Raw genomic sequence first — 14,514 nt, forward strand, 5'->3', positions numbered from 1 at the left:
CTCCTTCGGTCCGGGCCGCGAGCCGGGGGCGCACGCCCGTCCCGCGGCGTCGCTGCCCGGCCCCGATCGGGGCCGATGCAAGGAAGATACCGGAGGAGTGGGCCACGCCACACGTCGATGACGTCTCCGTGACAGGGAAGGGCCCCTCCCGACGACGTCGGTAGGGGCCCAGGACCGGGGTGCGGGACGTCAGTCGGCCAGCAGCGCGTCCACGAAGCCCTCGGCGGTGAACGGCGCGAGGTCATCGGGGCCCTCGCCGAGGCCGATCAGCTTGACGGGCACGCCGAGCTGGCGCTGGATGGCGATCACGATGCCGCCCTTGGCGGTGCCGTCCAGCTTGGTCAGCACGATGCCGGTGACGTCCACGACCTCGGCGAACACCTTCGCCTGGGTCAAGCCGTTCTGGCCGGTGGTGGCGTCGAGGACGAGCAGGACCTCGTCCACCTCGGCCTGCTTCTCGATGACGCGCTTGATCTTGCCGAGCTCGTCCATGAGGTTGGCCTTGTTCTGCAGACGGCCCGCGGTGTCCACGAGCACGACGTCGACGCCCTCGGCGATGCCGCGCTCCACGGCCTCGAAGGCGACGGACGCCGGGTCGGCGCCCTCCTTCTCGGAGCGGACGGTCTCGACGCCCACGCGGGCACCCCACGTGGCGAGCTGCTCGGCGGCGGCGGCGCGGAAGGTGTCCGCGGCGCCGAGCACGACGGTGCGGTCCTCCGCCACGAGCACACGGGCGAGCTTGCCCACGGTGGTGGTCTTGCCGACGCCGTTGACGCCCACGACCATGGTCACGGCGGGGCGGTCGCCCTTGCGGGTCGCGGCGAGACGGCGGTCCATCGAGGGGTCCACCATCGCCACGAGCTCCTCGCGCAGCAGGGTGCGCACCTGCTCCGGGTCCCGCGTGCCCTCGACCGTGACACGGGCCTTGAGGCGGTCGACGAGCTCCAGGGTGGGCTCGGTGCCGAGGTCCGCCATCAGCAGCGTCTCCTCGATCTCGTCCCACACGTCGTCGTCGATGCGGTCCTGGGACAGCAGCGCCAGCAGGCCCTTGCCGAAGACGTTGTTGGACTTGAGCAGGCGGGCCCGCAGGCGGGCCAGGCGCGAGCCGGCGGCCTCGGGCCGCTCGTACTCGGGCTTCGCCGGGGCGGTCTCCACCTCCTCGACGACGGCGGTCTCCGGCTCGGCGACGACGGGCGGCGCCTCGTCGACCTCGGGGCGCTCCAGGACGGCGGTGGAGCCCGACGGGGCCGCGTGCCGCGGACTCGGGCGCGGGTCGTCCGCGTCCCGCACCCCCTGGTACGAGCCCTTCGGCGGGGCGGGGCGCCGGTCCAGCAGGCCGACGAGCACGCCGCCCAGCAGCAGGGCGGCCACGACTGAGACTATGAGCACGATTTCCACGGGCCCAGTCTGTCACACGGGCCGTCGCCCGCCCCGGGCCGCACACCCGGCGCCGTGCGAAGATGGCGGTCATGCCGTCGTCGTCCGCCCGCTCCTCGCGGGTCCCTCTGCCCCGTGAGATCAAGGTCCTCGTCGCCGCCGCGTTCATCATCGCGATCGGCTTCGGCATCATCGCCCCGCTGCTGCCGCAGTACGCGGCGACGTTCGACGCGTCCGCCGTCGGGGTGGCCGCCGTCGTGTCCGTGTTCGGGCTGACCCGCCTCCTGTTCGCCCCGGTCTCCGGCAAGCTGACGAACCGGCTCGGCGAGACGCCCGTGTACATGACGGGCGTGCTGATCGTGGCCGCGTCCATGTTCCTGGTCGCCTTCGCGCAGACCTTCCCGCAGCTGCTCCTCTTCCGGGCGCTCGGCGGCGTCGGCTCCACCCTCTTCACCGTGTCCGCGATGGCGTTCCTGGCCCGCAAGTCCCCGCCCACGATGCGCGGCCGGATCTCGGGCGCCTACGCGTCCGCGTTCCTGATCGGCAACATCGTGGGTCCGATCGTGGGCTCCGCCCTGTCCGTGTTCGGGTACCGGGCCCCGTTCCTCATCTACGGCAGCTCCCTGGTGGTGGCGGCGGCCCTCGTCTTCTTCCTGCTCAAGGACACCCGGCTCGCGGACCGCGCCGTCCGCGACGTCCGCCCCGCCATGCCGATCCGGGAGGCCCTGGCCAACCCGTCCTACCGGGCCGCGCTGGTCTCCTTCTTCGCCAACGGCTGGGCGACGTTCGGGGTGCGGAACTCGGTGATGCCCCTGTTCGCGGCCACCGCCTTCGCCGGCACGGCGCTGCTGGGCTGGGAGGTGGACGGCGCGCTCATGGCGGGCCTGGCCCTGTCCGTGTTCGCGCTCGGCAACGTCACCGCCGTGACGTTCAGCTCGCGGCTGTCCGACCGGCATGGACGCCGTCCGCTGATCCTCGCGGGCCTGCTCGTCATGGCCGTCACCACCGGGGTGATCGGCTGGATGAGCTCGCCCGCGCTCTTCCTGCTCGCGTGCCTGCTGGCCGGCGCCGGCACGGGCACCCTCAACGCCCCGCAGCAGGCGGCCATCGGCGACGTCGTCGGCCAGGGGCGGCGCTCCGGCGCTGTGATGTCCACCGCCCAGATGTCCGCCGACCTGGGCGCCATCTCCGGTCCGCTGCTGGCCGGGCTCGTGGTGGACACCGCCGGCTACGGATGGGCGTTCGCGCTCACCGGCGGCGTCATCCTGCTCGGCGCGCTCGCGTGGTGGCGTGCTCCGGAGACCAATCTGCCGATCGTGCCCGGTGGGCCCCGCACCGGGTCCCTGCCGCTGGTCCGCCCGGAGGACGCCCGGGTGACCCCGCGCGAGGACGGGTGAGGTCGGGGCACGCACGAGGCCGCCGTCCGCGCGGGGACGGCGGCCTCGTGGCGTCGACGGGTCAGGCCGGCATCCAGTCCCAGCCATACCAGAGGTCAGCCACAGCCACACGCCACACGTTCTTGGCATAGCGCCGCCGATCCATGCCGTCCGGCAGGGAGACGGATCCCGAAAGGGCCGTGGCAGCCACTGCGAAGAGCAATGGTTCCGGCAGGTGGTCCTGCAGGACCTCCTGGTTCGGGCTCTCTGCAAGGATCCGGCTGAGCTCCACCAGAGTGCGGGATGAGTACTCACCAATTCGTGCCGGTCCGGTCCGTGGGGCCGGCTCGCGATCCGGCAGCGGAGCGGTCCGCTCGGCGTAGAAGGGTCCCGACCATGCGGGATCCGGGCCCTTCTGCTCGAAGCCCCAGGAATTGTTGCCCAGCGGCACGGCCATCACCTCAGGCCAGATCCGCGCCAGAGCACCGAAGAGAGCTCGGTGGGACACCTTTTCCCCCATGGTCAGCGCGTCAGCCACGGCTGTCACCTCGGCGTCACCGAGCGGGTAAGCGATCGTCGCGTCCCGGCCGTAGTGGGCGATGTGGGCGTGCAGGTACGCTCCTGAGCGGAACTGCCGGGCGTAGAGATACAACTTCTCTGCCCGGTCCTGGGCCGGCACCTCGTGGAACCAGCGCGTCAACGCCTCCTCGAGAGGTCGTCTGCGCGACTCCACCAGCAGGTCGGGGTTGGACCGCGCGCGCACCCGGCGCAGGGCATCGGCCGTGGTGTAGCGAAGCCTCTGGGCCATGCCGCCCTTGAGGAGCGGCCACTGCCCCAACATGATGCCCTCCCCCGGGGTGCGCGGGTTCGATCCCACATAGCGAGTGGTGTGGGCCTCTGACAGTGGCTGGCCACCCGCCTGGAACAGGGTGGTCAGGATCCGCTCCCGTTCGCCGGCCGCGTCAACGGGGGTGGGCTGGGTGACCGTCAGGGGCATCCCCAAACGGTCCGTCATCATGCGAGCGACGAGCGGATCCGGCTCGTGCTCCTCGCCGAAGGTGACGGCATGAACCTCCATGTCTCTGCCCTTGAGCAGCGCCAACAGGGTGCGAGAGTCCTTGCCCCCGGACAGTCGCAGCTGCACCGGCCGACCGTCGAGTACGGCCTCCACCCGATCCATCGCCCCCAGCATCGCTTCGGCCGCCGCCTCGGCGCCCTCCTCCGGAGTATGGTCCTCGGTCAGCGTCGATCGGAGCCCCGGCGGGACGTCACCCAGCCGGGCCCGGCCTTGGACGATCTCCAACGACCGATCGACGGGCAGGCGGCTCACCCCCTCGAACGGACTGACCTCCTCGAGGCTGTACCCGGAATAGAGGTAGTGGGCGAGGTATCGCTCGTCGCGCCGCACCCCCGCCCGGCGGCCACCGGCCAGCGCCAGGGCCGGCAGCAACGGCCGGTTGGAGACGTACACGTGCTCCGAGTCCTGCGCCCAGTAGAGACCGTCGAAAGCGGGCACGGTGGCCCACGCGGTCACCCGGTCCACGTGGCGTTCCACCATCACGGCCGCGTACTGACCCCATACCGGGCGGTCGTACCCGAGACGGGAGCCCACCCGGCGGACATTCCGGATCAGCTCATCCCACACGGGATGGCCGCCGGTGACGGCCCACCGGTCCGCCTCGGCAGCGGCAAGCGCGGGGCCACCAGTGCGCTGGAACACGAGGGCGACGGTCGTGACGGAGGGCTCCACGATCACAGGCTCCTGGTCGTAGACCGGGCCCACGAACGGTGCGTAACCGTCAGCGACCGCGCGCAGGCGGCTCCGGGTGAGGTCGAGGGTGAGACCCCGGCGGGGCCGACGCGGGACGGCGAGGAGGAACTCGGTCACGCCGGATCCCCCCGTCGAAGGCCGGCAGCCGCTCGCCCACGCCGAGCAGCTCGGCGATCGCCGAGACCGTGCGCTCCGCCGCGCGGCCGTCGCCGTAGGGGTTCACGGCCTGGGACATCGCGGTGTACGCGGCCTCATCCGTCAGCAGGCGGGTGACCTCGGTGACCACGACCTCCTCGTCGGTGCCGATCAGACGCACGGTGCCGGCGGTCACGGCCTCGGGACGCTCGGTGTTCTCGCGCATCACGAGGACGGGCTTGCCCAGGGACGGGGCCTCCTCCTGGACGCCGCCGGAGTCCGTCAGCACGACGGTGGCCACGGACAGCAGGTGGGTGAATTCGCCGTAGGCCAGGGGCTCGGTCACGAGCACGTTCTCGCGGCCCTCGATCTCCGGCAGGATCGCCTCGCGCACCACCGGGTTGCGATGCGCCGGCAGCACGAAGGTGACCTCCGGGTGGTCCGCGGCCAGGCGGGCCAGGGCGCGCCCGACGCCGCGCATCGCGTCGCCCTGGTTCTCGCGCCGGTGGGTCGTCACCAGGACGACGCGACGGCCGGACGCCTCCAGCTCGGCCAGACGCTCGTCCTCGAACGGCACCTGGTGGCTGACGGCCTCCAGCAGCGCGTCGATCACGGTGTTGCCCGTGACGTAGACGTCCTCCGCGGCCACGGCCTCACGCAGCAGGTTGTCCCGGCTCACGGTGGTCGGGGGCAGGTGCAGCGCCGCGATCTGGCTGGTGATCTTACGGTTGGCCTCCTCCGGGAACGGGGAGAGGATGTCGAAGCTGCGCAGGCCCGCCTCGGCGTGGACCACGGGGATGCCGCGGTTGAAGGCGGCGACGGCGCCCGCCGTCGAGGTCGTGGTGTCGCCCTGGACGACGACGGCGTCCGGTCGCTCCTGCTCGAGGACGGCGTCGAGCCCGTCGAGGGTGCGGGCGAACACGCCGTTGAGGGTCTGGCGGGGCTGGATGATGTTCAGGTCGTGGTCCGGGACGATGCCGAACAGCTCGTTGACCTGGTCCAGCATCTCGCGGTGCTGCCCCGTGACGGTCACCACGCACTCGAACCGCTCGTCGGCCTGCAGCGCCTTGACGATGGGGGCCACCTTGATGGCCTCCGGGCGGGTTCCGTAGATGGGCATGACCTTGGGCACGGGCTCTCCTGGATTCTCGGCATCCTGGTCCGCGTCCGAACCGGGGCGCGGCTCCGGCCGGGCGTCGACCCCGGCTCCTCTTCACTTTACGCAGAGCGCAGGCGCACAGCCCACTCGCTCCGAACCCGCCGCCCCCGCCCGGTCGGCTTGCTAGACTCCCGGGGCGCGACCAACCCGGCCGCCGATGTTCCCCTGACCCATGGAGAGAGGGTGGATCCGCATGGTCGACTCCATCGAGGCCGAGCAGCGCGGAGCACATGCCGCGGCGACCCTGCACGTGGACGGCTCCGATCTGGGGCGCGTGGGCGCTCGGCCGCGACTGGGACGCTACATCGCCTCGCTGTGGAGCTACCGCTCCTTCATCGTGTTCGACTCGCGCTCGCGCATCGCCGGCGCCGCGTCTACCAACGCCCTCGGCCGCATCTGGATGATCCTGAACCCCATCCTGGACGGCGCCGCCTACTTCCTGGTCTTCGGGGTCCTGCTGCAGACCGGCCGGGGCATCGAGAACTTCATCGCATACCTGATCGTCGGCGTGTTCCTCTTCCGGTACACGTCCCAGGCGATCGCCAACGGATCACGGTCCATCTCCTCGAACCTGTCCATCGTGCGGGCATTCCGCTTCCCCCGAGCCACGCTGCCGATCGCTTCCAACCTGCGCGAGCTGCTGCTCTTCCTGCCGACCCTGGCCGTGATGATCGTCCTCATCCTGGTCATCCCCCCGTTCGAGCACATCACCTGGCGGTGGCTGCTGCTCGTGCCGTTGCTCGCTCTGCAGACCCTGTTCAATCTGGGGCTCTCCCTGCTGCTGGCCCGCGTCGTGGCCCGGTGGGCTGACGTGGCCAACCTGATCACCTTCGGCACCCGCATCTGGCTGTACCTCTCCGCCGTGTTCTTCAGTGTGCAGCGGTTCGAACACGTGCCGGCGCTGGTGACCGCCATGCACCTGAACCCGATGTACTGCGTGCTGGACATCGCCCGCCAGTCGCTGCTCTACGGCGCCAATGCCGACCCGATGCGGTGGATCGTCCTGCTCGCCTGGACCGCCCTCCTCCTGGTGGTGGGCACGGTGGTGTTCTGGGACGCCGAGGAGTCCTATGGAGACGAACGATGACCGGGCATCCTGACGACGTGGGCACTATCGAGGTGGCGGATCCCGCCGTGGTGGTGGACGAGGCATCCATGACCTACACCGTCCGCTCGGCCGACGCCGTCCAGGGTCGTCGACGCACCGGCAGCGGTGTGAAGACCACGGTGGTGGAGGCGCTCAAGCCGTTGTCCTTCGCCGTGGAGCGAGGCGAGTCAGTCGGCGTGATCGGCACGAACGGCTCCGGCAAGTCCACGCTGATGAAGCTGGTCACCGGTCAGCTGCAGCCCACCACCGGCCGGGTGTACGCCACGAGCACGCCCGTGATGCTCGGCGTCAACGCCGCCCTGGTGCGGCAGGTGTCCGGGGAGGACAACATCATGCTCGGCTGCCTCGCCATGGGCATGAGCCGGCGACAGGCCCGGGAGAAGCGAGACGCCGTCGCCGCCCTCTCCGGACTGGACGACAAGGCCCTCCAGATGCCCTTGAAGGCTTATTCCTCGGGCATGGCCTCCCGTCTCCAGTTCGCCATCGCCACGTCCGTGGACCCCGACATCCTGGTGATCGATGAGGCCCTGAACACGGGTGATGCGCAGTTCCGGGCTCGCACGCGTGCCCGGCTCGACGAGCTGCGGCAGCAGGCCGGCTGTGTGTTCCTGGTGAGCCACTCCCTCAGCACGATCCAAGAGATGTGCTCACGGGCCATCTGGCTCGAGCGGGGCGTGCTCACGATGGACGGAGACCCCGGCAGGGTCGCCAGGACCTACAAGCGGTACACGCGTCGGATGTCCGACGGCCGCGAGGACGAGGGCCGCGAGCTGCTCGCCGAGAAACAGGCAGAATTGGTGCGGTGCCGGGTCGCCTGGGCCGGTGGCACTGCTCCGACGGGCACGACGCAGCTGTGACCCCGTTCGGCCGCGCGGTGACCCGTCTCGGGCCTGGCGCCCGCCGCTGGTGGGCCCGGGCCGACGTCCTCGGTCGCCGCGCAGCGCAGCGCGCCGGGGCCGCGGGTCGGCACGTGGCGCGCTGGGGACGCGGCGCCGTCGGGGGCCTCACCCTTCCGGCGGTCGTGTGGGCTGCCGCCGGGCACGGGACAGTTCCGGAAGCACCACCCGGGAGGAGCGTGCCGCTGCCGGCCCCCGCCGCCCTGGTGCGGGCGCTGACGGGCCGCCCCCGTCCCGGCCTGGACGCCTGGAACCCGCTCGGCCCCCGGCGGGCGGACGCCCCGGGCGTGCTCCTGGTGCCGGTGGGCGACGTGGCGGCGGGATCCTGGCCGCTTGAGGACGCGGCCGCGATGGTGGCTTCGCGGACCCGCCTGCCGAGCGGGTCGTTCCCCCACTCCGTGGCGCTCGCCGCACCCGGCCGCCAGCACGCCCTCATTCGTGCGCTGCGCCGCACAGCAGGCCGCCGGCTCCCCGGAGTGCTGGTCATCACGGGGTCCCTGACGGCGGGGGGCTCCCCCGAAGCCGGCCGGCTGCAGGCCGCCCTGAACCTCGTGGACGCGGTCCTGGTGCCCGAGCCAGAACACTGCGACCCGGCCCTGTCCCGCGCGGCTGCCGCGGCTGGCCGCGCGGTCGTGGGCCCCGAGGACGCCGCGGCCACCGTGGCCGATCTTGCCGGCCGTGGTCGGGCAGCCCGTCTGGAGCTGACGCGCAGCCACCGGCAGGGCTCAGGGCCGGGCGCCTGGCGGGAGGACCCGCCAGGCCCCACCGTGCACGTGGTTCGGGAGCCGCGGCGCGTCGTCGTCGCCGGCCATGACCTCAAGTTCGCGGACGGGCTGATCACCGAGCTGCGGGCCCGCGGCCACGAGGTCCGGGTCGATTCCTGGACCGGACATGCCCGCCACGACGCCGAGGCGAGCCGGTCGCTGGTGGCGTGGGCGGATGTCGTGCACTGTGAGTGGTCCCTGGGGAATCTGGTGTGGTATTCGCGCCGGCTGCCCCCGGGGGTCCGCCTGACGGCACGCACGCACCTGCAGGAGGCCGCCACGGAGTTCCCCGAGCGGGTGCGCCAGGAGGCCGTGGACACCTGGGTGTTCGTCGCCGAGCATGTGCGGGCGCAGGTGATCCGCGATGCGCACCTGGACCCAGGCCGTACCCGGTGGATCCCGAACGCAGTCCGACTCCCGGACCCGGACTGGGCCTCCGCGCATCCCGCAGACCCGGCACAGCGCTTCACCCTGGGCCTGGTGGGCGTGCTGCCCGAACGCAAGGGACTGGACCGGGCCCTGGACGTGCTCGCCCTGCTGCGGGCCGAGGACCGGCGGTTCCGGCTGCGCATCCGCGGGCACAGGCCCGAAGAGGTCGCCTGGGTCCGCAGTCGTCCCGCGGCGCAGGCGTACTTCGCCGCCCAGCGGCGGCGGCTGACCCAGGACCCGGCGCTGACCGGCGCGGTCACCTGGGACCCGCACGGCCCGGACATGTCCGCCTGGTACGCCTCGGTGGGCACCGTGCTCTCCACCTCGGCCTTCGAGTCCTTCCACTTCACCCTGCCCGACGGCGCCGCCCACGGCCGGCTGCCGCGCTCACTGGCCTGGGCCGGCGCAGACCTGCTCTACCCGGCCGACTGGCTCGCCCCGGACACGGCGGCGCTGGCCGCCTCCGTGCGGGCGGCCACCGCCGACCCCGAGGCCTGGGCAGATGCCGCCGCCCGGGCCCGGGAGTTCGTGGCCCGGACCTACGCCGCCGAGCTCGTCCTGCCCGCCCTGGCCGACGTCGTGCTCGGCACGCGCGCCCCGCGCCGGCCCTGACCCTCAGTCCAGGCCCAGGGCCTCCGCCCAGGCACGGGCCACGGTGCGCTCGTCGAACGCGAGCACGCGTTCCCGCATGTGCGCGGACCACTCCTGCCGTCGTGCCTCGTCCTGTGTGAGCTCCAGGATCCAGCGGGCGGCGGCCTCAGTGTCCGCGTGGACGAGGTCGGCGCCGAAGACGCCGTCCGCACCCGGGCGGTCCCAGATCACCGGGAGCGATCCGGCCGCCATCCCCTCGGCGGGCGCGAGGTGGAAGCTCTCCACCGAGCTGGGTGAGAGCACCCATCCCATGCGCCGCAACCACGTGCCCATGTCCGCGCCGAACGGTTCGAACGCCACCGCCCGGTGCAGCGGATCCCCGCCCAACTTCGCGAAGAGATCCAGGTACCCCTCCCGCTGGAGGGGATCCTGCCACTCGTGGCGGTACTCCCACGGCATGCGGCCACGCACGTGCAGGGTGAACCGGTCGTCTGCGGCGCGCAGCACGCGCAGCAGGTCCAGGGCGCGATCCAGGCGCTTGCGCAGCGGAACGATGCCGACCAGCCCCAGGCGGAACTCGGCGCCTGCCACGGGTTCCCGGGCCAGGTCCGCCACGGACACTGCGTTGGGGATGACCCGCACGCGCCCCGGGTCCGCACCGAGTGCCTCCACCGTGAGATCCCGGTAATGGTCCGAGACGGTGATGAGTGTGTCCACCGCATCCAGGTCGAGGTCACTCAGCCACGCACCGCGCAGCTCGAACATGTGGAGTCGGACGACGAGCTTCTGACCGGGGCGCTTGTGGCGGGCGTACCACACCGCATTGGGCCCCGCCCATTCGCACAGCACCACGTCCGCCCACTCAACGTGCTCGCGGGAGACGGACGCATCGTGCCGGTGCAGGCCCGCCCACCTATCGATCCGCAGTTCGACCCCGGGATGGGTGCGCAGCATGTCCAGCAGCTCGCCCGCGAACTTCAGGTCGTGGCCGGCCACCACGACCCGCAGCGGACGGCCCGGGGAGGCAGGGTTCCTGCCTGTCGTCTCGGCAGACCGCAACGCCGGCAGAGCCTGCGGGGAGAATCCGGGCACCACCCGCTCCACATACCCACGCAGCACCTCGGCCCGGGCGGAGACCCGATAGGGGGCCGCGGCCGCCACGGCACGCTCGGCCAGCGCCCCCAGATGCGGGCGGGCCGTGGCCAACAGCTGCGCGACGCCTTCGACGGAGTCCGTATGCGGCTCCACGAACAGGGGCCAGTCCACCCCGAGCAGCCGTTCGTGCGCCGCGGTCCGGTTGAGGACCGGAGGCACACCGAGGGCGCAGGACTCGAGGACCTTGGTGGACAACTCGAGGCTCACGTCCAGGGCAGGCGACCTCCAGCTCAGGGCCATGTCCGCCCGGGCGGTATGGTCGAGGGCTGCACTGCGGGGAACGCCACCGGTCCAGGTCACCGCCGGGTCCGGGGTCTGCATCAGCTCCGTCATGCGGCCGAAGAACGTGGGGTCCGACTTCTCCCTATGGACCTTGTCACCCACCATCGTCAGGCGCGCCGGGACGCCGTGCCCGGCGAGGGCCGACACGAGGGCGGGCATCAGGTCGGTGCGCCAGTTCCGGGCGAACTTGCCCGTGTAGACCAGCTCCAGCGGACGCCCCGCATCGGAGTGCGCCGCTGCCTCACCGTGGGCCCGTGCTTGGGTGGCCGAGGCCACGAGGGCGTCCGGGATCATCGGGGTGAGCACGAGGGTGCGGCCCGCGGCCTCGGGAACGTAAGCCTCCAGAACGGCGCGGGCGTCCTCGGTCTGGGCGAGTATCACGCGGCTGGCGGCGGCGATCGAGCGGATGACGTCCAGCTTTGCCGGGGCCGCGCCACTGGACGGGTAGCCGAACTCGGTCACGTAGGACCAGAGCCGACCGGGGAAGGCACCCCGGCGGGCGACCTCCGCACACAGGTGGATGCCGCGCACCATGACGATGTCCGGGTGAAGCCGCTCTGCGAGATCCTCCAGCACCTCGACGGCACGGGGGCGGTCCATCTGGTCCGTGCCCGGCTCGGGGTCGGCCTCGTGCAACGTCACACCAGCGAGAGCCCGTAGGTCCGACGTCAGGACGTCACGGCGCTCGAGCGCCTTCAGCTGCACGTGGACCTCGGCGCCGGCGGCCACCCACGTCTCGGCCATGGACCCCAGCCAGACAGCGGATCCGTCCAGGACGTTGAGGTCCACGTCCCCGTACAAGAGGACGACCGGCACGCGGGGGCGGTCCGTGGTCTCGGAGACGGCGGTCAGGTGGTCGGTGCTCATGCGTGGGTCTCTCGGGCAAGGGGGCGGACGTGGGGCTCGGCGTCATGCAGGACCCCAAGAACCACATCGGCCACACCGCGCGGGGCGTCTGTGGGGTCCTGGGTGTAGTGGATCGGCGGCGCGGGGTTCAGCACGTCCAGCGCCTCGATGTTGGGATGGGCCAAGAGGGCCGGAGCACCCAGGTGGCTGCGTCGCCCGGTGCCGGCCGCCAGCCAGGTCGTCACACCCCGACGGGCACCCTCCTCGACGGCGGTCATGACCTCACGGGCCAAACCCACGCCCTCGGCATCCAAGGCGCCGCCCCACACACCGGTGAACCCCTCGAGATCCAGGACCGCGACCTCGACACGCGCCATCACGGCGCGTGCAGTGCCGGGCACGAGGGGCTCGACGGCATGGCCGGCATCGATCAGGGCCTCCTCGATCTCCGGACGGGCGAGCACGGCCACACGGCGGCCGCCCCCGGCCGGCCGGCTGACCGGTGGGTGGGACCCGTGCAGGGCCCTGTCGAGGCGGGCGGCGGCACCGGCGTCGTCCCGCACAGCGGCGGCCGCACGGCCGGCCATCTGCACGCCGGCGGCGGGGACCTCGACCAGCAGATCGAGAGGATCCATGACAAGCGCGGGACGTCCGCGTCCACGCCCGCGGCCTCGGCCTCGGCCTCCGACGGCGGCGGAGCGCGGGGTGATGCGGGCGGCACCTCGGACCCGCTCGGCCATGGGGTCGGGCATCGCACGAACCGCGCGGGACAGGCGACGGCGCATCTCCGGGCTCAGATTGGGTTCGACGCGTCGCCGGGTGGCCCGCAGAATGCGGCCACCGGCGCTGACGACCCGGCGTGACAACGGCTTTTCAGGCATCGGTGACTCCCAGGGCTGTGTACAGGTCTCGGTAGCGGGTGACGTTGCTCGACCAGGTGCGAGTGGCCAGCGCCCAGTCCCGTCCCGCTCGGCCGAGTCGCTCGGCCTCCTCTGGCCTGGAGAGCAGACGGCCGAGGGCCGCCACGAACGCGTCCAGGTCCTCGGCACGGAACAACTCGCCGGTGACCCCATCCTCGACCAGCTCCGCGAGTGCGGGCAGATCGGAGGCCACCACGGGGCGGCCGAGCGCCGAGGCTTCCACAGACTTCATGGGCGTGACGGCGCGGGTGACGGGGAGGTCCCGGCGCGGGACGCAGAACACGTCCAGGGCCGAATGGTGCCACACTGCGTCCTCGCGGGCCACCCGCCCGGGGAACTCACAGATGTCGGCGATCCCCAGGCGGTGAGCGAGCACGCGCAGGCCGGGCAGGGCGACCCCGTCTCCGACGATGCGCAGACGGAGGCGGGGGTGTTCCGGGGCCAGCCGGGCCACAGCCCGCACCAGCAGGTCTAGCCCCTCGTAGTCCACGATCGAGGAGACTGTGCCCACGTACCGGCCGTCCGGATCCAGGCCGAGGTGCTGACGGGCCTTCGCACGAGAGGGCGGCGGCGCCTCGAAGCGGGCGTCCACCGCGTTGGGGGCCAGCACGATCCGCTCGGGATCGACGCCCTCGCTGACGAGCGTCTGCCGCATGCCCTCCCCGAGGGTGACGACCGCGTCCGCAGCGCGGGCGGCCTGGGCCTCACGGGCCGTGAAGGCGGCGTACCGGGGGGAGGCTGTCGCCGCGGGTCCCCGGGTCGCGGCCCACGTGTCGGCGAGGCGACCGCGGACTTCATACACCCAGGGGATCCCGCAGGCCTCGGCCACGGCGCGGACAGCCATCGCGTTCACGTAGTGGGTCGTGGTGTGCAGCAGCGCCGGGCGTTCGGCGCGGACCACCTCGAGCAGCAGTGCGGCATGCTGACGCACCCGCGCGGCCTGGCCTTGGGCCAGGCGCGACGGCGTCAGTCGGTGGTACTCGATCCCGTCCACCACGTCCACCGCACGCGCCCACGGCACACCCACCTGCACGGGGTAGCCGGGGCGGGTCACGGCACTGACCTGCAGACCTGCCTCGGCCTGGGCCCGAAGGATCGCGTGGCTGCGCTGGGCGTATCCGGAGCGGGTGTGGGGCAGGGAGTTGGTGAGCACGTGGAGCACCCGCCCCGGGCGCGGTGTGTACCCGGTTTCGCGCGGCAGGGTCGGCCAGTCGCCCGTCAACGCCTCGCGTTCACCCGCCATGCGGCGCGCCAGGGCCCGGTTCCGTCGATGGACACGGGCGTGCCGCACGGCGGCGTCGAGGTCACCGGTGTGGTGGGCCAGACGTGAGGCCGCAGCGTGCCAGGCCGCGCCGCGGGACGCCGGCGGGACCGCCTCCAGGACGGCGGCGGCGTCCTCGAACGCGGACAGGTGCACGAGCACGTCCGCACGCGCCGGCGCGTAGCGGATCCCGTCGGCGGCGGCCAGTCGTTCCTGAGCGTCCTCGGCGGCCCCCAACATGTGAAAACCCACCGCGGCCGGTACCCCGCCTGCGGCTGTCCCCAACGTCGTCAGCCCTCGCGCGGCAGTGCCCCTCAGACGTTCAGGCAGCCGCCGGGCGCCCTGCAGCGTGAGCAGGATCGGGTCGTCCACGGCGTGCTCGGCCACGGTCTGCGCGAGCACGCCGAGGTTGGACCGCCACGGGACGGCCGAGGCGGAACCCAC

Annotated in this window: 10 protein-coding genes; 4 read left to right on the forward strand and 6 right to left on the reverse strand. The window is 72.4% G+C overall.

The genetic code is table 11. The annotated features are described in order from the left end of the window. Positions 1-189: 189 nt before the first annotated feature. Entirely contained in the window at positions 190-1,398 is a 1,209-nt protein-coding gene (ftsY, locus tag OVA32_RS08650) for a signal recognition particle-docking protein FtsY (protein WP_267714070.1), read from the reverse strand. Positions 1,399-1,469: 71 nt separating this feature from the next. Between ftsY and OVA32_RS08655 the strand changes: the two genes are divergently transcribed. After that, complete coding sequence (locus tag OVA32_RS08655; protein ID WP_127435075.1) at positions 1,470-2,774, forward strand: MFS transporter; 1,305 nt, start codon at positions 1,470-1,472, stop codon at positions 2,772-2,774. Between the two features lie 61 nt (positions 2,775-2,835). Here OVA32_RS08655 and OVA32_RS08660 read toward each other — a convergent pair whose 3' ends face one another. Both OVA32_RS08660 and wecB read right to left on the reverse strand, forming a co-directional pair. Then, positions 2,836-4,536 (reverse strand): hypothetical protein, encoded by a 1,701-nt coding sequence (locus OVA32_RS08660; RefSeq protein WP_267714072.1) that lies wholly within the window; start codon positions 4,534-4,536, stop codon positions 2,836-2,838. Between the two features lie 16 nt (positions 4,537-4,552). Next, positions 4,553-5,791: a non-hydrolyzing UDP-N-acetylglucosamine 2-epimerase gene (gene wecB / locus OVA32_RS08665; RefSeq protein WP_267714074.1), complete on the reverse strand. Its 1,239-nt coding sequence runs from the start codon at positions 5,789-5,791 to the stop codon at positions 4,553-4,555. 220 nt (positions 5,792-6,011) lie between these two features. On the opposite strand from wecB, the gene OVA32_RS08670 reads away from it, so the two are divergent. The 3 genes from OVA32_RS08670 (at position 6,012) to OVA32_RS08680 (ending at position 9,627) form a co-directional block, all read left to right on the forward strand. Further along, the gene (locus OVA32_RS08670; RefSeq protein ID WP_127435072.1) at positions 6,012-6,905 is read left to right on the forward strand and encodes an ABC transporter permease; all 894 of its coding nucleotides are present in this window, start codon (positions 6,012-6,014) and stop codon (positions 6,903-6,905) included. Then, positions 6,902-7,783, forward strand: coding sequence for an ABC transporter ATP-binding protein (locus OVA32_RS08675; protein WP_052006967.1), 882 nt, complete (start codon positions 6,902-6,904; stop codon positions 7,781-7,783). The genes OVA32_RS08670 and OVA32_RS08675 overlap by 4 nt, the downstream gene beginning before the upstream one ends. Before the next feature lie 218 nt (positions 7,784-8,001). Beyond that, the gene (locus OVA32_RS08680; protein WP_267714077.1) at positions 8,002-9,627 is read left to right on the forward strand and encodes a hypothetical protein; all 1,626 of its coding nucleotides are present in this window, start codon (positions 8,002-8,004) and stop codon (positions 9,625-9,627) included. Positions 9,628-9,630: 3 nt separating this feature from the next. On the opposite strand, the gene OVA32_RS08685 is transcribed toward OVA32_RS08680, so the two are convergent. The 3 genes from OVA32_RS08685 to OVA32_RS08695 all read right to left on the reverse strand — a co-directional run bounded on the left by OVA32_RS08685 (position 9,631) and on the right by OVA32_RS08695 (position 14,514). Continuing rightward, a complete protein-coding gene (locus OVA32_RS08685; RefSeq protein WP_127435259.1) occupies positions 9,631-11,910 on the reverse strand; it encodes a glycosyltransferase in 2,280 nt (759 codons plus the stop codon). Further along, on the reverse strand, positions 11,907-12,524 hold the full coding sequence (locus OVA32_RS08690) for a hypothetical protein (RefSeq protein ID WP_127435260.1): 618 nt from the start codon (positions 12,522-12,524) through the stop codon (positions 11,907-11,909). The genes OVA32_RS08685 and OVA32_RS08690 overlap by 4 nt, the downstream gene beginning before the upstream one ends. Before the next feature lie 238 nt (positions 12,525-12,762). Then, positions 12,763-14,514: a glycosyltransferase family 4 protein gene (locus OVA32_RS08695; RefSeq protein ID WP_036381209.1), complete on the reverse strand. Its 1,752-nt coding sequence runs from the start codon at positions 14,512-14,514 to the stop codon at positions 12,763-12,765.

This window comes from Micrococcus sp. SL257 (assembly GCF_026625585.1).
Classification (GTDB): Bacteria; Actinomycetota; Actinomycetes; order Actinomycetales; family Micrococcaceae; genus Micrococcus; species Micrococcus luteus.

Coding starts and splice junctions, on each gene's coding strand:
- OVA32_RS08655 (WP_127435075.1), top strand. CDS start 1,470: ATGCCGTCGTCGTCCGCCCGCTCCTCGCGGGTCCCTCTGCCCCGTGAG.
- OVA32_RS08670 (WP_127435072.1), top strand. CDS start 6,012: ATGGTCGACTCCATCGAGGCCGAGCAGCGCGGAGCACATGCCGCGGCG.
- OVA32_RS08675 (WP_052006967.1), top strand. CDS start 6,902: ATGACCGGGCATCCTGACGACGTGGGCACTATCGAGGTGGCGGATCCC.
- OVA32_RS08685 (WP_127435259.1), bottom strand. CDS start 11,910: ATGAGCACCGACCACCTGACCGCCGTCTCCGAGACCACGGACCGCCCC.
- OVA32_RS08690 (WP_127435260.1), bottom strand. CDS start 12,524: ATGGATCCTCTCGATCTGCTGGTCGAGGTCCCCGCCGCCGGCGTGCAG.